Raw genomic sequence first — 20641 nt, forward strand, 5'->3', positions numbered from 1 at the left:
TTTTGGCCCGCGGCGGGTGGATCGTGGGATGTATCTGATGACGCGAGTGAAATGAGTTGTTCGGCGCTGCCGATTTCGGACAATGGAGGGCATGGTGAGGTAGAGTCGTCGGGGCAGATCGCGCAGATGCGCTGTCCTGAGTCGCCCGTCGGGCAATTGCCCGGCACTGCGCGATGGCGCCAGTCAGGCGAGCCTCTTTTCTGATTTGGCGCGAGCTATCTCGAGGATGACGGCGCGCTCCCCCCTTGCGTGGTGTTATATACTTACCAAGTACTGCAACGCCGCCTCAACAGACCGCTCGCGCGATATTTGTAGCGCGCGTCTCTGATCTGGGTGAGTGCATCGGATGATAGTCCAGCCACGACCGTGGTCTACTTGCTCAATCTCTAGCAAGCGGCAGAACGTAGCCAATGAATCCCCGATATCTGAAGTTCTGATGTACCAATCGTACATTGCACAATTTTTGTGGTTCCGGCGTCTTTGACGCCAGCCGCTTCAGAGCTCGTCGGCAGCAGACTTGTCTTAATTCGCTTCGATCTCGCGCGCCTTCTCAATGAAGGCTTTCGATTGCTCCGGATTGTCACGCCGGGGGGCGATCTTCTGAGGCGCTTTGGCCTTCATTCAATTTCTCCAACAGCGGCGCGGCTGCGGCCGAGCCAGGTTTGCATACCTTGAGCTTTTCGCCGGTTGGCTTGCTTAATAGCCCATCCAAGTCGAGCAGCTTCCCATCGAAGGTATGCATCTCTTCGATGCCAGGCAACAGAAGAGCCGTGGCTACATGGATGGCGTCGGGTGGCCTCAAGCCTTTGTGTCCTGCCATCATAAGTTTACGGGCGCGCTCGCCAACACCCGTATCGACATTAACGACAAAGACAAAGTCACGCTCAAAGAAGGCAGCGATTTTGTCATCGGTCTGCGTTTTCACCAACTCAGGATGCTTGCAGACCTCCGCTAAGCAGAGCGCGGATGTTAATATTTCGATGTTCCGCTTTTTAGCAGACTCGATCACTTCTCGACACATCTGCTCTCGGTCTTCAATCTTCCCGCCGGGCTTTAGAATCTTTTCTTTCTGGATCAGAGCGATCCACACGCACGCATCCCAATAGACCCGCTTAAGAGAGCTCGCCATCACGCAGCCTCTTCAAATACTCTTCGGAGGAGAGTCCCCCCGTGAAATTATCATCAAGAATGTCGTCAACGTCGGGAAGGTCTGCGGCATCACTGAAGAACTTGACGCGCGTTCCTTCAACTTGGTTTAGCTTCCCAACGCCCTTGTAGTGAAGGGTTCCGAAAACAAGCAAACGTCGCCTTTCCCAAACCTCTTTGATTTGGTGCTCGCCCATTTCATCTTCGGCTTCGCCGGTCAGGAGGCACTTTACTTCCTCGCCGGTAAGCCTTTCCTTCAGCCACATCACCAGTCGACCATGTCCATCGCGGCCGATTGTGCGTGGCGTGCCTTCAACAGAACCTATCTCCTTGTAGGGCTTGTCAGGCGGAGTTAGCGCCGCGCGAACATTGGCCGCAGCTTGCTTGGCGACTCGCGGAGTGATGTCTAATGTGGGGAGGTTTCGATCTCCCTCGTAGACAATCTTGGTCTCATCTAAACCGTTCGTCACGCGTTCGAAAAAACGCTCAGCCTTCAACATGATTTTGTCGGTGAAGTACTGCGGTCGCTCCCCGCGCACCTTTAGAAGCTGCAAACCATAAGCCGTAAAGCGAGTCACCAAGTCCGCACGCTGGTCAACGTTGGTTGCAAAATGCTTCGCAGATGCTTCCGCAGTGAATTCAATTGGGCTGTTCGTCGTAGCCGCAACAATTCGCCAGTCGATTGCGCTCGTTCCATCCTCTGCAGTGGCCTCTTCGACGCCCCGGAGGATATCAAAGTAATCACGCAGCTGATCAAGCAAATCGTCTACGGTCGGGGAATCGGTTTCACCCCGCGCCTTAATGCTCACCTTTATTCGTGTGCTCATGGCCATGGCCCGCGTTAGCCGGTAGCTCGTTGTGAGCCCCGGCAAGTCAGCCGTTTACCACCAATACCACGAAGGACCTTGGTCGCGCGAGCTTCATCAGAGACACCAAGCGCCATTCGCTCGTTATACCTAAGATCGAACTCAGCAAGATAGCGCTTCAAATGCTGCGGGCCAGCGAAGGGGAGCGCACCGCCAGCGCGGCAACGGCTGGGCTCCCTCCAGCTCCTTGATGATCGCCTGGCCATCTGCGCGGTCGAGGCCGGCGGCCACACGCCGCCGGGCCCCGATCTCGGGTCGGACCTCAATCGTACAGCACCGCCGCGATCTTCGGATCGGTGATGTTGGACTTGTCGTACCAGTAGAAGCCGGTGTCGGTGACCTTCGGCAGCTTCTCGCCCTTCAACGCCTTGACCGCCGACTCCACGGTGCAGCTGCCGATGCCGATCGGATTTTGCGTGATCGCGCCCGCCATCTCGCCCGAGGTGATCGCCGCCTTCTGCTGCTTGCCGGAATCGTAGCCGATCACGACGATCTTCTTCTTCATCTCCTTGACGCCGTTCAGCACGCCGATCGCGGAGCCCTCGTTGGCGCCGAAGATGCCCTTGAGGTTCGGATTGGCCTGCAGGATCGACTTGGTGATCTCGGTCGACTTCAACTGATCGCCGCCGCCATACTGCACGCTGACGATCTTGATGTTCGGATGCTTGTCCTTGATGCGCTTCAGGAAGCCGTCGCGACGATCGATGCCGGTGCGGCTGGTCTGGTCGTGCACGACGACAGCGACGTCGCCAGCATCCCCGATCATGTCCGCCATCTTGTCGGCGGCGAGGCCGGCCGCGGCGAGATTGTCGGTGGTGCAGGTCGTCAACGGAATGTCGCTGTCGACGCCGGAGTCGAAGGCGATCACCGGGATCTTGCCCGCATCGGCCTTCTTCAGCAGCGGAATCGCTGCCTTGGAATCGAGCGCGGCGAAGCCGATCGCCTGCGGCTTCTTGGCGAGCGCCGCCGAGAGCATGTCGATCTGCTTGTCGACCATGGCCTCGGTCTCCGGCCCCTCGAAGGTGATCTTGACGTTGGCGGCCTTCGCGGCCTGCTCGGCGCCGAGCTTCACCGCCTGCCAGAACTGGTGCTGGAAGCCCTTGGAGACGAGGGGGATGTAGACATCATCGGCACGCGCGCTCGCGGACACTCCCGCGACCATGAGGGCGCCGAGCGCGACGCCGAGGAGATGCTTGCTCAACATTGGTGTTTCCTCTGCTCTCTTCAGTGACCTTATCGTTACATTGATGATCGTGGTCGTGGCCGCTCGCTGTCGGCGGGCAGCGCAATCTTCAGCGCGACGTCGTAGCGGTGCTGGTAGCTGGTCCTCCTTGAAGGGTCAGGCGCGGTTTCGACGGAGCATGTCGGCGTAAACAGCGAGAATGATGATGACCCCGGTGACGACGAATTGCCATTCCTGGGCCACCGAGAGGATGCGCAAGCCGTTGGTCAGAACGCTCATGATGAAGGCGCCGATGATGGTGCCGAGAATGGTGCCGGTGCCGCCGCTCAGCGACGTGCCGCCGATCACGACGGCAGCGATCGCATCAAGCTCATAGCCCTGGCCGAGCGCCGGCTGGGCGGAATTGATGCGCGACGCGATCAGCAGTCCCGCGACTCCGCAGATGGCGCCGCCGAGGCCGTAGATGATCATCTTCCAGCGGTCCACGTTGACGCCGGAGAGCCGCACCGCCTCCTCGTTGCTGCCGATCGCGAAGGTGTAGCGGCCGAGCGCGGTGCGGTTGAGGACGACGGAGGCCAGCACCGCCATCACGAACAGGATCAGGGCTGCATTGGGAATCGGCAGCGCCGGCACGAGCGTGCCGAGCAGCGAGTCCTGCGAGATCATCGAGAAGTTCTCGGTGTTGGTGAAATAGATCGGCTTGCTGCCGGAGACGACCAGGGCCAGCCCCTTCAGCACCAGCATCATGCCGAGCGTCGCGATGAACGGCGGCACCTTCATCTTGGTGATGACCGTGCCCGACAGCGCGCCGCTGAGCGCGCCGGTGGCGATCGCCGCGACGATGCCGGTCCACATCGGCAGCTCCCAATAGGTCAGGAACACGCCGGCCATCACCGCGCAGAAGGTCATCAGCGTACCGACCGACAGATCGATGCCGGCGGTGATGATGACGAAGGTCGAGGCGATCGCCAGCACGCCATTGACCGCGGTCGCCTGCAGGATGTTGATCATGTTGTCGGTCTGCATGAAGGCCGGCGAGGCGAAGCTGAAATAGACCAGCAGCAGCACGAGGCTCGCGAACGCCAGCAGCTTCTGCAGCGCTGCGGGCCCGAGCAGACGGCGCCGCAGCGCCGCCATCGCGCCGCTCGGCGCGAGGCCATCCTTGACCTGATCCTTGACCAATGCGGGGTCGCTCATGCCGTCAGCCTGCCTTCATGGTTTCGCGCTGGGTGGCCAGATGCATGATCCGCTCCTGCGTGGCCTCGTCCGGCGACAATTCGCCGGTGATGCGGCCCTCGCACATCACGACGATGCGATCGCTCATCCTGATCACCTCGGGAAGCTCCGACGAGATCATCACAATCGCCTTGCCCTGGTCGGCCAGCGAGCGGAGCAGGCGGTAGATCTCGTTCTTGGCGCCGATGTCGATGCCGCGGGTCGGCTCGTCGAAGAACAGGATGTCGCAATCACGATCGAGCCATTTGGCGATCACGATCTTCTGCTGGTTGCCGCCGGAAAGCAGGCGAACCTGCTGCGACACCGAAGGCGTGCGGATGTTCAGCATCCGGATGAAGCGGCCAGCGGTGTCGCGGATCGCGCGCTTCCTGAGCACGAACTTCATTGCAAGGTAGTTCGCGAGGTTCGACATCACGACGTTGGATTCGACGTCCATGCCGGTGGCGAGGCCGAAGCGCTTGCGGTCCTCGGAGAGATAGCCGATGCCGTGGGCGACCGCATGCGCCGGCGAGCGGATCGTCACCTTGCGATTGTCGACGAGAATATCCCCGGACGGAACGGCGTCGGCGCCGAAGATCGCGCGCGCGACCTCGGTGCGGCCGGCGCCCATCAGGCCGGCAAAGCCGAGAATCTCGCCCTTGCGCAGGGTGAAGCTGACGTCACGGACCAGCGGCCCGCAATTCAGCCCGCGCACCTCGAGCGCGATCTCGCCGGACGGCGCCGTGCCCACGACGCGCGCATCGCTCAGGCTGCGCCCGACCATCATGCCGATGATGGTCTCGATCGTGGTATCAGCGGCCGGGACCGTCGCGACATACTCGCCGTCGCGCAGCACGGTGACGCGATCGGCGATTTGCTTCAGCTCGTCCATCTTGTGCGAGATGTAGACGATGCCGACGCCACGCGCCTTCAGCGCGCGGATCATCTTGAACAGCTCGGCGATCTCGCGATTGTTCAGCGCGGCGGTCGGCTCGTCCATGATCAGGACGCGCGAGTTGAACGACAGCGCCTTGGCGATCTCCACCATCTGCTGCCTGGCCACCGTCAGCCCGCCGACTGTCGTGCGCGGGTCGATCGACAGATTGAGCTGGGCAAGCAGCTCGGCCGCCTGCCGGTTGAGCCTGTCCTCATCGAGCAGCAGCCCGAACGCCTTCATCGGCTCGCGCCCGATGAAGATGTTCTGCGCCACCGTGAGGTGGTTCATCAGCTGCAGCTCCTGATGAATGATCCCGATGCCGGCGGCCTGCGCCTCGCGCGGGCCTGGAAAATCGACGCTGGCGCCGTCGTAGATGATCTCGCCGGAGTCCTTGCGGTAGACGCCGGCGAGGATCTTCATCAAGGTCGACTTGCCGGCGCCGTTCTCGCCCATCACGGCATGGACCTCGCCTGCGCGCAGCTCGAACCTGATATTGTGCAGCGCCCGGACGCCGGGGAAGCTCTTGCACAGGCCGTGAACGGAGATGAGCGGCGTGCTCATGCGTCAGCGCATGTGGTGATGGAGGTTGCGTACAATCGCCACGGGGCGGTGGTCGCGACATTGGCGGCAACACCATGCACGGCGAGCGACATATCGCATCGCAAGCGCGATCACATTCATCCTCCCCGGCCTTCGCACGCATCATGTCGAACGCGTACGAGACCGCGTCCATTCAATGGCGCGGCGTTGTGGTCAGGCTATTCATCCGGGGATGAAAGTCTATAGGTAAAATCGACAGGCCTTGCGATGCGCATGCAGGACGCGACCGCGGAATAGCGACGACGCGCCCGGTGGCGAGATCGAACACGTCGTGCGTTGGATTTGCGCGATCTCGACAACGACGGTGAGCCCCCCCTCCCCCTTGCGGGGAGGGGTCGGGGGTGGGGGTCCCCGGGCGATGCTTGATGTGATGAGTTCGGGTCGAGACGTGCAACGACGAAAAGTAGTCGTCGGGGCAGGTGAGACGGTGCCTCAAGCGGGTGTCACTGGGTGGGACCCCCACCCCCAACCCCTCCCCGCAAGGGGGAGGGGAGTGCACCTTCGGCGCGGCGGAACCTCGACTCCGCCTACGCCGTGAGCTTCTCCAGCTCCTTGATGATCGCCTCGCCCATCTGCGTAGTCGAGGCGGGGGTCGAGCCTTCCGCCTTGATGTCGGCGGTGCGCAGGCCTGACGCCAGCACGGCGGCGATGGCGGCGTCGAGCTTGTCGGCGAGCGCGCCCATGTCGAAGGAGTAGCGCAGCGCCATGCCGAACGAGGTCAGCATCGCGATCGGATTCGCCAGGCCCTTGCCGGCAATGTCCGGCGCCGAGCCGTGCACCGGCTCGTACAGCGCGCGGCGCTTGTGGGTCTTGGCGTCAACCTCGCCGAGCGAGGCCGACGGCAGCATGCCGAGCGAGCCGGTCAGCATCGCCGCGATGTCCGAGAGCATGTCGCCGAACAGATTGTCGGTGACGATGACGTCGAACATCTTCGGATATTTCACCAGGTTCATGCCGCCGGAATCGGCGAGCTGATGCTCGAGCGTGACGTCCTTGTATTCGCGGTTGTGGACCGCGGTGACGACCTCGTTCCAGAGCACGCCCGACTTCATGACGTTGCGCTTCTCCATCGACGTCACCTTGTTGCGGCGCTTGCGCGCGAGGTCGAAGGCGACGCGGGCGATGCGCTCGATCTCATAGGTGTCGTAGACCTGGGTATCGATCGCGCGCTTCTGGCCGTTGCCGAGATCGGTGATGGTCTTGGGCTCGCCGAAATAGACGCCGCCAGTGAGCTCGCGCACGATCATGATGTCCAAGCCTTCGACGATCTCGCGCTTGAGGCTGGAGGCATCGGCCAGCGCCGGGTAGCACACCGCGGGGCGCAGATTGGCGAACAGGCCGAGATCCTTGCGCAGGCGCAAGAGGCCCGCCTCGGGGCGCACCTCGTAGGGAACGCCATCCCATTTCGGGCCGCCGACGGCGCCGAAGATGATGGCGTCCGCAGCCTTCGCCTTGGCCATGTCGGCCTCGGAGATCGACGCGCCATGGGCGTCATAGGCGGCGCCGCCGACCAGGCCGTCCTCGGTCTCGAACGAGGCCAGGCCCTTGGCGTTGAGCCAGCCGATCAGCCGCTTCACCTCCGCCATCACTTCGGGGCCGATGCCGTCGCCGGGCAGCAAAAGGAGCTTGTGGGTCGCCATGGTCGTTGTCCTCGCGGGGCTTGTCATGCCCAGGCGTTGCGCGGGCATCCAGCATTCTTGGCCGGATTGCCGGCCAAACCGGCAATGACGGGAACGAAAATCCGCGCGGAGTGCTAAAGCCCTCCTGCACGGTTGGCAAGCCACCATTGCCGCCGCACGTCTTCTGGACCGGCGCGCCGAGCTGCTATGTTCTCCAGGATCGCCGCTAGAGAGCATGGACTGCCGGACGATCACTGCGCCGGAGCATGTCTTGCTGAATCCCACGCCCGATCCGCCTCCGGCCCATCCGGCGCGGCTCAACCTGACGCTCTCGCTCGGCCCCATCGTCGGCCTCGGCATCGGCCGCTTCGCCTATGCGCTGGTGCTGCCGGACATGCGCGACTCGCTGCACTGGTCGTACTCGGCCGCGGGTTTCATGAACACCGTGAACGCCGCCGGCTATCTGATCGGCGCGCTGATCGCGTCGCGTCTGATCGGCCGGATCGGCGCACCGGCGACGGTGCGTGGCGGAACCCTGGCGGCGCTGGCCTCGCTCGCGGTCTGCGCCCTGACAGGCGACTTCGTCGCGCTCAGCCTGGCGCGGCTGATCACCGGCGTCGGCGCGGGCGTCGCCTTCGTCGCGGGCGGCACGCTGGCGGCGCGGATCGCGCAATCGCGGCCGGCCCAGGCGAGCTTCATCCTCAGCCTGTTCTATGCCGGACCGCCGCTCGGCATCGTCGCCTCCGGCCTGGTGGCGCCGTTCGTGCTGCAGGCGTTCGGGCCCGGCTCGTGGTGGATCGTCTGGCTGGCGCTGACCGCGCTTGGCTGCGTGCTGATCCTACCGCTGCTGCTGACGCCGATCCCGGCGATGGCGGCCGTGCCCGGCGGCGGCGCAGCCCCGGTCTCGCTGCGGCCGATGGCGATCTATCTGTTCGGCTACTTCCTCTATGGCGCCGGCTACATCGCCTATCTCACCTTCATGATCGCCTATGTCCGCGACCTCGGCGGCGGCGCCGCCGCCCAGTCCGCGTTCTGGTGCCTGATCGGGCTGGCCGGCTTCACCACGCCGTGGGTGTGGCGCCGCGTGCTGGCGCTGGATCGCGGCGGTATGCCGGCCGCGATCATCCTCACCATCAACGCCATCGGCGCCGCGCTGCCGGCGCTCAGCCATTCGCCAGCCATGCTGGCGCTGTCGGCCGCGATCTTCGGCGTCGCCTTCTCCACCGTCACCACGGCAACCACCGCGTTCGTGCGCTTCAACCTGCCGCAGGCGGCGTGGTCGCGCGCGATCGCGGCCCTGACCATCGTGTTCGGCATCGGCCAGACGTTGGGTCCGTTCGTGGTCGGGGCGATCACCGATGCGATGGGCAGCCTGACCTATGCGCTGAATGTGTCGGCGGCCTTGTTGCTGTTGGGGGCGGTCATGGCGGCGATGCAGGGGAAGTTGAAAGCCGCCGATCGAGCCTAACAAATGGTGTCGTCCCGGCGAACGCCGGGACCCATACCGCGGAAGCCATCGAGGGACGAGGCTGCCAGTTGCCCGCGTCATCACCGCCGGTGGCTATGGGTCCCGGCTCAAGGCCGGGACGACAGCGGAGGATGTGGCGGCGATCGCGGCTCAATCGATCGACGTCTTCAACTCCCGCTGAACGAATTGTACCCCTGATCCTCCCAGTACCCGCCCTTGTAGTCGTTGGTGACTTCCATCGCGACGACGTATTTCGGGTTCTTGAAGCCGAGCTTGGTGGGGACGCGGATCTTCATCGGGTAGCCGTAGGCGCGCGGCAGGATCTGGTCGGCGAACTTGAACGTCATCTGGGTCTGCGGATGCAGCGCGGTACGCATGTCCAAAGGCGAGTTGTAGCCGTCCTTGTCGGCGCAGTTGAACCAGACGTATTTCGCATGGGTGTCCGCGCCGATCAGCTTGAGGAAATCGCGCAGCGGCGTGCCGGTCCAGGAGCCGATCGCGCTCCAGCCCTCGACGCAGATGTGGCGCGTGATCTGCGTCACCTGGGGCAGCGCATGCAGCTCGTCGAGCGTCCACGACTTCTTGTTGTCGACGAGGCCGCGCACCTCGAGCTTCCAGTCGGCGGCGTCGATCTCCGGCGCCTCGTCGAGCGTGTAGTAGGCATTGAACGGGAACGGCTTGGTGATCGCGCTCTCCGGGAAGGTCGGCGCCAGCGCATCCGGGTTGAACATCCAGGCCTGCACCGCGTCGTTGAACTTCGAGACCTTCTTGAGCAGCTCCTCGGCGGTGTCGCCGTCGACGACGTCGCAGCCGGCGAGCAAGGTCAGCGCGCCGAGGCTGGCGCCACCGGTGATGAAGCGGCGCCGCGTGAGATCGGGCATCACCTTCAGCGAGTCCTTGATCAGGAGCCGCCTGTCGACGCCGGGAATGAGGAACGGACGTTTCGCCATGGCTGTCTCTCCTCTCAGCGGCCGATGATCATCGCGCGCAGGCTCTTCGGCACCAGCAGCGCGAGCAGGATGTGGATCACCAGGAAGGCGCAGATCAGCGCCATGCAGACGAAATGGACGTAGCGCGCCGCCGGATAGTCGCCGAACAGGTTCACCAGCCAATGCAGCTGAACGGGCTTCCACATCGACAGGCCCGTGAGCACGACGACGATGCCGACGCCGATGATGCCGAGATACAGCAGCTTCTGCACCGCGTTGTAGACGGTGAGGTCGTCATGGGCGAGCTTGAAGGTCAGCGCGGCCTTGAGGTCGGCGACGACGGACGCCGGCGAGATCGGCAGCAGCTTGCGGCGGAACCGGCCGGTGGCGAGACCGGTGACGAGATAGGCAAGGCCGTTCAGCATCAGCAGCCACATCGCCGCGAAGTGCCACAGCAGCGCGCCGCCGAGCCAGCCGCCGAGCGTGAAGCTGCGGTCGAAGCGGAAGTCGAACAGCGGCGAGGCGTTGTAGATCTGCCAGCCCGACATGATCATCATGATCATCGCGACGGCATTGATCCAATGCATGACGCGCACCCAGGCCGGCTGAATGACTTTGGTCGCGACTGCGGTTGCAGGCCCCTTGGTCGCCGCGAGGGTCGAGGGGACGCTGGTGGTGGCGCTCGTCATGGCGGTCGGCTCCGTCGCTTGCATTTGCGTCGCTTGCATTCGTCACGCCAAGTATACGCCGGCTCGGCGGGCTCCGTTACACCCGCGGCGCCGATCAAAACGATAGGCAGAATCGATCGCGTTCACAAAAAAGCGAGCCGGGGTGGCCCGGCTCGCTCCTGGTCACATCCGCGAGGAGGAGGAAGAAACGGATGTGTCCGGTGGCGCGCCGGGTCTCAGGACGCCGGCATCAGCACGGTGTCGACCACGTGGATGACGCCGTTCGACTGGTTGACGTTCGGGATCGTCACCATCGAGGTGCCGCCCTTGGCGTCGACGATCATGACGTTCCTGCCCTCGCGCTTGACGGTGAGCTGCTCGCCCTCGACCGTCTTCAGCATCTGGCCGTCCTTCAGGTCGGACGCCTCGAGCTTGCCGGGCACGACGTGGTAGGTGAGGATCTTGGTCAGCGTCGCCTTGTTCTCCGGCTTGACGAGGCTGTCGACGGTGCCGGCCGGCAGCTTGCCGAAGGCGGTGTTGGTCGGCGCGAACACCGTGAACGGGCCCTTGCCTTCCAGCGTCGGCACCAGGCCCGCGGCCTTCACCGCGGCGACCAGCGTCGTATGATCCTTCGAGTTGACCGCGTTCTGCACGATGTTCTTCGACGGATACATCGCCGCGCCTCCGACCATCACGGTCTTCTCCTCGGCGCTGGCGGGCGCGACGAAGGTCGAGGTCAGCGACAGCGCGCCGAAGGCGGCGGCAGCGAGAAAGGCAATGCGCTTGGACATGGTTAGCTCCCTAATGAAGACGGCGGCAGAGCCGCACGATGAGTTCGACTGCGACATCGATGCGTTGGAGAGCGCTGTTGCTCTCGCGTCGTGTCGGGCCGAGCTACGGACGCTTTTGGAAGCTGGTTTCGGCGAATAACTTAACGTGATCCGTGAAACCTCAAGGCATCGAGATCGTCTCGCCGACTCATTGAACGAGAGCCGCGCCGCAATGTCGCAGCCTGCTGCGAACTGATCAGCTCTCTGTCGGTCATTGGCCGATGCCGATGACCGATCATCGTCGTCATTAACTACAATGCGAGCCGAGCCCGGCCGAACCTGCCGAAAACATTGCGAGTAAGACTTTCTTAAGGTTGATTGGTCGGCACGGCGCCGGCTGCGGGAAGGGGATGTCCCGCACTGTCCGGCGCGATCGGCGGGGGTTCCTACAGTGAACAGAACGATCTGGATTGCGGGGTTCTGCCTCGTGATAATCTGCTGCTTGCTTGCAACGAAGATGGTGCTTGCCGCGGTATCGCCCGGCGACATCGCGGGCGAAGCGACGTCGTCGCTGATCCGCGAGCCGATTCCCGGCGTTGATACGTTGAACGAGTCCGATCGCAGTTTCGAATCACCGCCGCTCGATCTCAACGAAGGCGCGCGCCTGCCGCTGCTCTCGAGGGCCGTGCGCGCGGAGGGACGTGGTGCGTCGGCTGCCCGCCGTGCCAAGCCGGCCAGCAAGTCGACCGTGCTGCGGCCGGCCAGGCGCGAGGCCGCGACGGTGAAGAGTGCGGCGGTGCCGTGCCGGCAGCTCGATCCGATCGCCCGCTTCCTTGCGTCGGCCAAGATCGGGGCGCGCTGCCAGGCTTGATCGTTAGCTGTGTCAGGCCGAGACGGCCGTCACCACTTGCGCCAGCAATTGCTCGCGCCGCGTCTGCGAGCGCTGGCCCTTCATGGTGGCGGCGAAGCGTTCGAGAATGCCGTCCTCGAACGCCGTGACGATGGTGTCGTGCACATAGCTGCGGCGGCAGATCGCCGGCGTGTTGGTGAGCTCGTCGGCGGCGGCGCGGATCGCTTCCAGGATCTGCTTCTTGCGGCCGCGCGCGCTCGGCGCCGGCGTGATCCGCGACAAGGTCTCCAGCGCGACGGCGGAGGCCATCAGCGTGCGGAAATCCTTCAGCGAGATCTTGATGCCAGCGATCTCGCGCAGGAAGGCATTGACCTGCGTGGTCGAGACCGCACGCACGACGCCCTGCGCGTCGCGATACTGGAACATGCGCCGGCCGGGCACGCCGCGCAGGATGCCGACGGCCCGCACCAACTTGGCGGCGTCGCATTCCTTGCGCACGGCCTTGCCGCCCTTGGCCTTGAAGGTGAGCACCAGGCTGTCGTCCTCGAGCGCGACGTTCGACTTCAAGAGCGTGGTGGCGCCGCGGGTGCCGTTCAGCCGCGCATAGGATTCGTTGCCGGGGCGGATTGCCGTGCGCGCGATCAGCTCGATGACAGCAGCGAGCGCGAACTCGCGCGTCGGCTCGTCGCCGGCGAGATGTTTCGACACCGCGCGACGGATGCGCGGCAGCGCGCCGACCAGCTTGGCGAGGCGATGCGCCTTGCGATGCTCGCGCACCTTCTCCCAGTCGGCGTGATAGCGGTATTGCAGCCGGCCGGCGGCGTCGACGCCGACCGCCTGCAGGTGCAGGCTCGGGTCGGGGGCGTAGCGTACCTCGCGATAGGCCGGCGGCACCGCCATGGCGTGCAGGCGGCGGATCGTGCCGGCGTGGCGGATCGGGGTGCCATTGGCGCGGATGAAGGTATAGCTCTTGCCGCGCTTGATGCGGCGGATGGTCAGCTCGGCCTGGTCACCGAGCTTCAGCCCGATGCGCTTGGCGAGCTCCTCGACCGAGGTCTTGGCATTGCCCTGGGCGTCGGCGGTCTTGGCGTGGGCCAGATCCTTCAAGGTCAGCTTGCGGCGCGGCGGCTTGGACGGCCACTGGCCCAGCGCTTTCGCGAGCGCGACCTCGGCGTCGGCCGGGCCGACCCGCGGGCTCTCGAAATTCTGCTGGTCCATCATTGCTTTAGACGCCCTGCCGTCGTGTTGATCCGCTCAATGCCCCGGAGTCCGGTTTGGTTCCGGCCCAGTTATCCACAGCTTCAAGGCGATTTAGGGCGTGATGGGCCGGATAGCGAGTCCCTAATTTTGGGCAAAGTGGTTTCAAAATACCGGGCAGCGACCCGATTCTGGGTAACCTTGATGCTGCTGATTGTCGCGACCTCTGCCGCGCGGCCGGCTGCCGCAACCTCCGCGCACAATTCTTTGATCCTGCGCAGACCGGGTCCCCGCCGAAGGTTCTACTTGTCTTGCCTTGTCGCCGCCGGTTACGCGGACGCATAGTGGGAACAACGACGGCCTGCGCTGGACCACGGCGGGCCGCATGTGGAGGGTGTGAAATGTCCGAGAAGATCTACGACGTTCCGGCCGAATGGGCGAAACGCGCCTTTGTCGACGACGCGAAGTACCAGGAGATGTACGCGCGCTCGATCAAGGATCCCAACGGCTTCTGGGCCGAGCAGGCCAGGCGCGTCGACTGGGTCAAGGCGCCGACGAAGATCGAGAACGTCTCCTTCGCCCCCGGCAACATCTCGATCAAATGGTTCGAGGACGGCGTCCTCAACGCCGCCTACAACTGCGTCGACCGTCACCTCGCCACCCGCGGCGACCAGACCGCGATCATCTGGGAGGGCGACGACCCCTCGCAATCCAAGCGCATCACCTATCGCGAGCTGCACGACGAGGTGTGCAGGATGGCCAACATCCTGCGCAACCGCAACGTCAAGAAGGGCGACCGCGTCACCATCTATCTGCCGATGATCCCGGAAGCCGCCTATGCAATGCTGGCCTGCGCCCGCATCGGCGCCATCCACTCGGTGGTGTTCGCCGGGTTCTCGCCGGACTCGCTTGCCCAGCGCATCAAGGACTGCGATTCCAAGATCATCATCACCGCCGACGAGGGCCTGCGCGGCGGCCGCAAGGTGCCGCTCAAGGCCAATGTCGATGCCGCGCTGAACAAGGTCGACAATGTCGACTGGGTCGTCGTGGTCAAGCGCACCGGCGGCAAGATCGAGATGAACCCGAGCCGCGACCTCTGGTACCACGAGGCCGCGGAGATGGTGACCACCGAGTGCCCGTGCGAGCCGATGCATGCGGAGGATCCGCTGTTCATTCTCTACACCTCGGGCTCGACCGGCCAGCCCAAGGGCGTGCTGCACACCACCGGCGGCTATCTCGTCTACGCCGCGATGACGCATCAATACGTGTTCGACTATCACGACGGCGACGTCTACTGGTGCACCGCCGACGTCGGCTGGGTCACCGGCCACAGCTACATTCTCTATGGGCCGCTGGCCAATGGCGCGATCACGCTGATGTTCGAAGGCGTGCCGAACTATCCGGACAATTCGCGGTTCTGGAACGTCATCGACAAGCACAAGGTCAACACCTTCTACACCGCGCCGACCGCGATCCGCGCCCTGATGCAGGGCGGCGACGGGCCGGTCAAGAAGACCTCGCGCGCGTCTCTGCGCCTGCTCGGCTCGGTCGGCGAGCCGATCAATCCGGAAGCCTGGGAGTGGTATCACCGCGTCGTCGGCGACGACCGCTGCCCGATCGTCGACACCTGGTGGCAGACCGAGACCGGCGGCATCCTGATCACGCCGCTGCCGGGCGCGACCAAATTGAAGCCGGGTTCGGCGACGCGGCCGTTCTTCGGCGTCGTGCCGGAGATCGTCGATGCCGACGGCAAGCCGCTGGAGGGCGCGACCGAAGGCAATCTCTGCCTCACCCGCTCCTGGCCGGGCCAGATGCGCACCGTCTATGGCGACCATGCCCGGTTCGAGATGACCTACTTCTCGACCTACAAGGGCAAGTACTTCACCGGCGACGGCTGCCGCCGCGACGCCGACGGCTACTATTGGATCACCGGCCGCGTCGACGACGTCATCAACGTCTCCGGCCACCGCATGGGCACCGCCGAGGTGGAGAGCGCGCTGGTCGCCCACGCCAAGGTCTCGGAAGCAGCCGTGGTCGGCTATCCCCACGACATCAAGGGCCAGGGCATCTACGCCTATGTCACCCTGATGGCCGGCGAGCAGCCGAGCGAGGAGTTGCGCAAGGAGCTCGTCGCCTGGGTGCGCAAGGAGATCGGCCCGATCGCCTCGCCCGACCAGATCCAGTTCGCCCCTGGCCTGCCCAAGACCCGCTCCGGCAAGATCATGCGCCGCATCCTGCGCAAGATTGCCGAGGACGAGCCGGGCGCACTGGGCGACACCTCGACCCTCGCCGATCCCGGCGTGGTCGACGACCTCGTGCAGCACCGTCAGAACCGCAAGGAGAAGCAGGCGTAGGCACGCCATGCTCGGCGGGCGCGAGACGCGCTCGCCGCAGTCGTCAAGGCTCATCGCACTCCCGCGGCTGATTCCGCGGGAGTGTTGTTTTCAGGTCATTTACTTGCAGACGAAGTTTTTCTTTCCTCAAGCCATCCGCGTGCTCCCGGCCTGGGAGCGGGCACCTTGACGGCAGGTGAGGGGATGGCGATGCGGACTGGGGCGGGCAGGCTGACAATGAAGGCGGCGATGGTGGCCGCGTCGGTGGTCGGAGCCATAGTCACGACGGCCGACTCTGCGTCGGCCCGTCCCGAGCTGGTCGCCATCGCCGGCGACTATTCGCCGGGCACGATCGTGGTGAGGACCGGCGAGCGGAAGCTCTATCTCGTGCTCGATGGCAGCCACGCCATGCGCTACACGGTCGGCGTCGGCAAGGCCGGCCGGCAATGGGCCGGCACCACCAAGATCGACGGCAAGTACAGATATCCGGCCTGGGCGCCGCCGGCCGACGTCAAGCGCGACAAGCCCAACATCCCCGACGTGATCCCCGGCGGCTCGCCGCAGAACCCGATGGGCGTCGCCGCCATGACGCTCGCGGGCGGCGAATATGCGATCCATGGTACCAACGTGCCGAACTCGGTCGGCGGCTACGTGTCCTACGGCTGCATCCGCATGCTCAACACCGACATCACCGATCTCTATGAGCGCGTATCGATCGGCACAACTGTGGTGGTCACGCGCTGAGTCACCGCTGCGATCCGGGAGCGCGGCGAACGCGGGACCGACGAGCCCGGCGCCGAACCGCGAACGTCGCGCGCGGACATCCCGTCAGAAGTCCGAGATGATTCCCTTTTTCTCCCAGTCGCCGTAACGGGTCGGCTCCGGCCCTTTCGGCCCCTGCAACTCCGTCGGCATCGGCTTCGTCTGTTCTGCTGCCAGTCGGCGGCGTTCCTCAGCCTCGGCCAGCGCGCGCTGCGCGGCCGGCGTCAGCGGCTTGCGCGGATTGTCGTTGCTGGCGACCACCGACAATGCGGGCCTGGTCTCAGGCCCGCTCTTGGACTCACTCTTGGGCTCGTTACTCATCGTACCATTCCACCGTTGAACCGGATCGTTCCCGATATCATCAGATCGTGTGAGCGCACGCGATAAAACAGGTCTAAAAAATGCGGAGCCGATTCTTACATTTGGCATATTCCGGTGACAGAGGACCCGCAAGCTGATGGCATGCACCCGATCGTCGCGGAACTGCCTTTCTTCTTTCGCGAGTAATTCCCAGGCATGCCTCCGCCGCGTTTTGCGACCCCTTCCGAAGTCCCAGGCCTGGCGGCACGCCGCATCGCCGCCGACGTGGTTGACGGCGTGCTGCACAAGCATCGCACCCTCGACGATCAGCTCGACGGAACCGGCGCGCATCCCGGACTGAAGCATCTCGCCGACCGCGACCGCGCGCTGATGCGCCGGCTGGTCGCCACCACCCTGCGGCGGCTCGGAACGCTCGGCCACGTGCTGTCGCGGCTGTTGGATCGCGGCGTGCCGACCGACGCGCCGCGGGCGCAGAGCGCGCTCTTGATCGGCGCCGCCCAGATCCTGTGGATGGACGTCCCCGACCACGCCGCCGTCGACCTCTCCGTCCGCCTGGTCCAGGCCGACCGCCGCGCCGCGAAATATGCCGGGCTCGTCAACGCGGTGCTGCGGCGCTGCGCGCGCGAGGGCGCGGGCCTGCTCGACGATGCCACCGGCCAGCCGCTCGACATCGCGCCCTGGCTGCTCAAGCGCTGGATCGATCATTACGGCGAAGCGACCGCAAAGGACATCGCCGCGGCGCTCGGCCAGGAGCCGTCGCTCGACCTGACAGTGAAGTCGGACCCGGCGCAATGGGCGTCGCGGCTGCATGGTGAGGTGCTGCCGACCGGCACCGTGCGCACCGTGCTGCATGGTTCGGTGACAGTACTGCCGGGCTTCGCCGAGGGACAATGGTGGGTGCAGGACGCCGCCGCCGCCCTGCCGGCACGGCTGCTCGGCGACGTCGGCGGCAAGACCGTCGCCGATCTGTGCGCGGCGCCGGGCGGCAAGACGGCCCAGCTCGCCCATGGCGGCGCCCGCGTCACCGCGGTCGACCGGTCGCCGGCCCGGATGAACCGGCTGAAGGACAACATGACCCGGCTGCAGCTCACGGTCGAGACGGTCGTGGCCGATGCCGCCGAATGGCAGCCTGCCGAAAGCGGCGGCTTCGACGGCCTGCTGCTCGATGCCCCCTGCACCTCGACCGGCACCATTCGGCGCCATCCCGATGTGGGCTGGTTGCGCAGCGAGGCCGACATCGCCGCCCTGTCCGCACTCCAGGCGCGGCTGCTGACCCGAGCGAGCGGCCTGCTCAAGCCGGGCGGAACCCTGGTCTACTGTACTTGTTCGCTGGAGCCCGAGGAGGGCGAGCAGGTGGTCGAGCGCGTGCTGGCCGAAACCACCGAGCTGCGCCGCGTCCCCGTCACCCCTGGCGAGGTGGCAGGACTGGCCGAGCTGGTCACCCCGGCCGGCGACCTACGCACTCTGCCCTGCCATTTGCCACACCAGGACCCCCGGCTTGGCGGTCTCGACGGATTTTATGCGGCGAGACTGGAGCGGCGGCCGTGAGCGTGTCATCGTGCGCGCCGTGCGCCGGCCCTGCGTCGGTCGCGGGTTGAGGGCGTCGGCGTTGCGTTAGTCCGTTAAATCCTGATTTTGCACCAGATTCTGGTCCCGCGATGGTGCTGCACCGGGGCCAAAAATGGTGTATCGGCGGCAGTTGCGATCTATGAAGGATGCGCAACCGAATCCCCCTCTGAATCCAAGGCTTGGCGTGTCCGCCGCTCAACGCAGACGCATATCGACGCTGGTGATGGGCCGCTTTGCGCGCAGCCTGATGTCCAACGTCAGCGGTGTATCGGTATCCGTGTCCGGCTTGTGGCCCGGACGGGCGGACCGACTCATCATTGCGCCGCATGACCTGCGCACTTCGGACGCGACGCGGGCCGCCGAGATCTATGCCGGCCGCTTCGTCTTCGCCGGCAAGATCGTGACCTGCCATGGCCGCTCGATCTTCGACCTGGAGCCGCCATCGGAGGATTGGGAGGTCGCCCTGCTCGGCTTCGGCTGGCTGCGACATCTGCGCGCAGCCGACACCGCGCTGACCCGCGCCAACGCCCGTGCCCTGGTCGACGACTGGATCACCAACCAGATCGGCCGCCATCCGCTGAGCCGGCGCGCCGACGTGCTGGCCCGGCGGGTGATCTCACTGCTGTCGCAGGCGCCGCTGGTGCTGGCCGATTCCGACGGCAAGTTCTACCGCCGCTATCTTCGGGGGCTGACCCGCGAGATCCGCTATCTGCGCTATTCGACCATCGACATCCCGGATGGCGCGCCGCGGCTGCAGGTGCTGATCGCACTGTGTTACGCGGCGCTGTGCCTCGCCAACCAGGCCAAGCACATCCGCAGCGCGACCCGAAAACTCTCCGACGAATTGCAGCGGCAGATCCTGCCCGATGGCGGCCACGTGTCGCGCAATCCGGGCGCGCTGATCGAGCTGCTGATCGACCTGCTGCCGCTGCGGCAGACGTTTGCGGCCCGCAACATCGCCCCGCCGCCGGCGCTGCTCAACGCCATCGACCGCATGATGCCGATGCTGCGCTTCTTCCGGCACGGCGACGGCAACATGGCGCTGTTCAATGGCATGGGCGGCACCCCGTCCGACCTGCTGGCGACCCTGCTCGCCTATGACGACACCCACGGCACGCCGATGGCGAGCATGCCGCATTCCGGTTTCCAGCGGCTCGACGCCGGACCGATGACGGTGATCGTCGACACCGGTGCGCCGCCGCCGCCGCATCTGAGCCATGAGGCCCATGCCGGCTGCCTCGCCTTCGAGATGTCCTCCGGACCGTGCCGCATCGTGATCAATTGCGGCATGCCGTCCACCGGCCGCGACAATTGGCGCGCCTTCGCGCGCAGCACGGTGGCGCATTCGACGCTGACCTATCATAACACCTCGTCCTGCACCTTCGTCGAGATGTCGGCGATGAAGCGCCTGCTGCATGGCGCGCCGATCGTGTCGGGTCCGACGCGGGTCGAGAACTTCCGCGAGGTCGTGCCGGACGGCACCGTGCTGTCGACCTCGCACAATGGCTACGCGGCGAAGTTCGGCCTAGTCCACCGCCGCGTGCTGGTGGCGGCCGAGGACGGCTCCCGGCTCGACGGCGAGGACACCGTGACGCCGGCGCAAGGCGCCCGACTTCGCGGCGGCGGCTCGGACTACGCGCTGCGCTTCCATCTGCATCCGGCCGTCAAGGCCAGCCGGCTCAGCGACGGCCGCGGCGCCATGCTGGTGCTGCCCAATCGCGAGGTCTGGACGTTCGAGACGTTCGACGATCGCGTCGATCTCGAGGACAGCGTGTTTCTCGCCGGCAATGACGGTCCGCGCCGCACCACGCAGCTGGTGATCCGGCAGGACGCGCAGCAAGCCCCATCGATCCGCTGGAGCTTCGTGCGCTCGTCGGCGTCGCCGACCGAGACCAACGGACGCCGCAACGCGCGGAGAGAGCCGGAATTGCCGCTGTAACGCTTCTCACATCATCTCACACCACCGTTCGTCGAGCCGTCCGCCTTCGGCGGGCCCTCGGGACGCGGCCGATGTTCAGGCAAGACCGTGCACCCTCATGGTGAGCCGTGAGGCCAGGATGATCGTTCGATCGCCCACCCGTTGTCGCGGGCGGCAAAAGCTGATATGAGGCCCGCTCTCGTGCGACTGGCGACTTTGGATGGAGCACCATCGGGGAGCGCGGGATTGACCGCCGTGCGCCTGGGCAAATTGAACTCCTGCACAAGGAC

17 protein-coding genes, 1 pseudogene and 1 riboswitch are annotated in these 20641 nt (G+C 65.1%); of the genes and pseudogenes, 6 read left to right on the top strand and 12 right to left on the bottom strand.

Annotated elements, in window-relative coordinates:
• Nucleotides 1–580: 580 nt before the first annotated feature.
• The 7 genes and pseudogenes from QX051_RS20040 to leuB all read right to left on the bottom strand — a co-directional run bounded on the left by QX051_RS20040 (nucleotide 581) and on the right by leuB (nucleotide 7587).
• Nucleotides 581–1129 carry a type II toxin-antitoxin system VapC family toxin gene (locus QX051_RS20040; protein ID WP_315777301.1) on the bottom strand — a complete coding sequence of 183 codons (549 nt, stop codon included), beginning with the start codon at nucleotides 1127–1129 and terminating at the stop codon, nucleotides 581–583.
• On the bottom strand, nucleotides 1113–1979 hold the full coding sequence (locus QX051_RS20045) for a hypothetical protein (protein WP_315777302.1): 867 nt from the start codon (nucleotides 1977–1979) through the stop codon (nucleotides 1113–1115). The genes QX051_RS20040 and QX051_RS20045 overlap by 17 nt, the downstream gene beginning before the upstream one ends.
• An 8-nt stretch (nucleotides 1980–1987) precedes the next feature.
• Nucleotides 1988–2146 (bottom strand): annotated as a pseudogene (locus QX051_RS20050) (IS1595 family transposase); the annotation flags it as partial.
• 128 nt (nucleotides 2147–2274) lie between these two features.
• A complete protein-coding gene (locus tag QX051_RS20055) occupies nucleotides 2275–3216 on the bottom strand; it encodes an ABC transporter substrate-binding protein (RefSeq protein ID WP_315777303.1) in 942 nt (313 codons plus the stop codon).
• A 135-nt stretch (nucleotides 3217–3351) separates the two neighbouring features.
• Nucleotides 3352–4392 carry an ABC transporter permease gene (locus QX051_RS20060; RefSeq protein WP_315777304.1) on the bottom strand — a complete coding sequence of 347 codons (1041 nt, stop codon included), beginning with the start codon at nucleotides 4390–4392 and terminating at the stop codon, nucleotides 3352–3354.
• 4 nt (nucleotides 4393–4396) lie between these two features.
• A complete protein-coding gene (locus QX051_RS20065; RefSeq protein WP_315777305.1) occupies nucleotides 4397–5908 on the bottom strand; it encodes a sugar ABC transporter ATP-binding protein in 1512 nt (503 codons plus the stop codon).
• Nucleotides 5909–6474: 566 nt separating this feature from the next.
• Complete coding sequence (gene leuB, locus QX051_RS20070; RefSeq protein WP_315777306.1) at nucleotides 6475–7587, bottom strand: 3-isopropylmalate dehydrogenase; 1113 nt, start codon at nucleotides 7585–7587, stop codon at nucleotides 6475–6477.
• A 214-nt stretch (nucleotides 7588–7801) separates the two neighbouring features.
• Here leuB and QX051_RS20075 point away from each other — a divergent pair, with 214 nt between their 5' ends.
• Entirely contained in the window at nucleotides 7802–9034 is a 1233-nt protein-coding gene (locus QX051_RS20075; protein WP_315777307.1) for a YbfB/YjiJ family MFS transporter, read from the top strand.
• A gap of 167 nt (nucleotides 9035–9201) precedes the next feature.
• Here the strand turns inward: QX051_RS20075 and QX051_RS20080 are convergent, their stop codons facing one another.
• The 3 genes from QX051_RS20080 to QX051_RS20090 form a co-directional block, all read right to left on the bottom strand.
• Nucleotides 9202–9984: a molybdopterin-dependent oxidoreductase gene (locus tag QX051_RS20080; protein WP_315777308.1), complete on the bottom strand. Its 783-nt coding sequence runs from the start codon at nucleotides 9982–9984 to the stop codon at nucleotides 9202–9204.
• A gap of 14 nt (nucleotides 9985–9998) precedes the next feature.
• Complete coding sequence (locus tag QX051_RS20085) at nucleotides 9999–10652, bottom strand: cytochrome b/b6 domain-containing protein (RefSeq protein ID WP_315777309.1); 654 nt, start codon at nucleotides 10650–10652, stop codon at nucleotides 9999–10001.
• A 215-nt stretch (nucleotides 10653–10867) separates the two neighbouring features.
• Nucleotides 10868–11422, bottom strand: coding sequence for a fasciclin domain-containing protein (locus QX051_RS20090; protein ID WP_315777310.1), 555 nt, complete (start codon nucleotides 11420–11422; stop codon nucleotides 10868–10870).
• A gap of 481 nt (nucleotides 11423–11903) precedes the next feature.
• Between QX051_RS20090 and QX051_RS20095 the strand changes: the two genes are divergently transcribed.
• Entirely contained in the window at nucleotides 11904–12272 is a 369-nt protein-coding gene (locus QX051_RS20095; protein ID WP_315777311.1) for a hypothetical protein, read from the top strand.
• 12 nt (nucleotides 12273–12284) lie between these two features.
• Here the strand turns inward: QX051_RS20095 and QX051_RS20100 are convergent, their stop codons facing one another.
• Entirely contained in the window at nucleotides 12285–13472 is a 1188-nt protein-coding gene (locus tag QX051_RS20100; RefSeq protein ID WP_315770588.1) for a DNA topoisomerase IB, read from the bottom strand.
• 377 nt (nucleotides 13473–13849) lie between these two features.
• Here QX051_RS20100 and acs point away from each other — a divergent pair, with 377 nt between their 5' ends.
• Both acs and QX051_RS20110 read left to right on the top strand, forming a co-directional pair.
• On the top strand, nucleotides 13850–15802 hold the full coding sequence (gene acs, locus QX051_RS20105; RefSeq protein ID WP_315777312.1) for an acetate--CoA ligase: 1953 nt from the start codon (nucleotides 13850–13852) through the stop codon (nucleotides 15800–15802).
• A gap of 216 nt (nucleotides 15803–16018) precedes the next feature.
• Nucleotides 16019–16525, top strand: a complete 507-nt coding sequence (locus QX051_RS20110; protein ID WP_409998116.1) for a L,D-transpeptidase — start codon at nucleotides 16019–16021, stop codon at nucleotides 16523–16525.
• Between the two features lie 84 nt (nucleotides 16526–16609).
• Here QX051_RS20110 and QX051_RS20115 read toward each other — a convergent pair whose 3' ends face one another.
• Nucleotides 16610–16864, bottom strand: coding sequence for a DUF1674 domain-containing protein (locus QX051_RS20115; protein WP_315740657.1), 255 nt, complete (start codon nucleotides 16862–16864; stop codon nucleotides 16610–16612).
• A 195-nt stretch (nucleotides 16865–17059) separates the two neighbouring features.
• On the opposite strand from QX051_RS20115, the gene QX051_RS20120 reads away from it, so the two are divergent.
• Both QX051_RS20120 and QX051_RS20125 read left to right on the top strand, forming a co-directional pair.
• The gene (locus QX051_RS20120; protein WP_315777313.1) at nucleotides 17060–18412 is read left to right on the top strand and encodes an RsmB/NOP family class I SAM-dependent RNA methyltransferase; all 1353 of its coding nucleotides are present in this window, start codon (nucleotides 17060–17062) and stop codon (nucleotides 18410–18412) included.
• A 244-nt stretch (nucleotides 18413–18656) separates the two neighbouring features.
• Entirely contained in the window at nucleotides 18657–20372 is a 1716-nt protein-coding gene (locus QX051_RS20125) for a heparinase II/III family protein (RefSeq protein ID WP_315758723.1), read from the top strand.
• Nucleotides 20373–20544: 172 nt separating this feature from the next.
• Nucleotides 20545–20625: riboswitch (ZMP/ZTP riboswitch) on the top strand.
• Nucleotides 20626–20641 lie beyond the last annotated feature (16 nt).

This window comes from Bradyrhizobium sp. SZCCHNR1053, from assembly GCF_032381235.1.
Classification (GTDB): Bacteria; Pseudomonadota; Alphaproteobacteria; order Rhizobiales; family Xanthobacteraceae; genus Bradyrhizobium.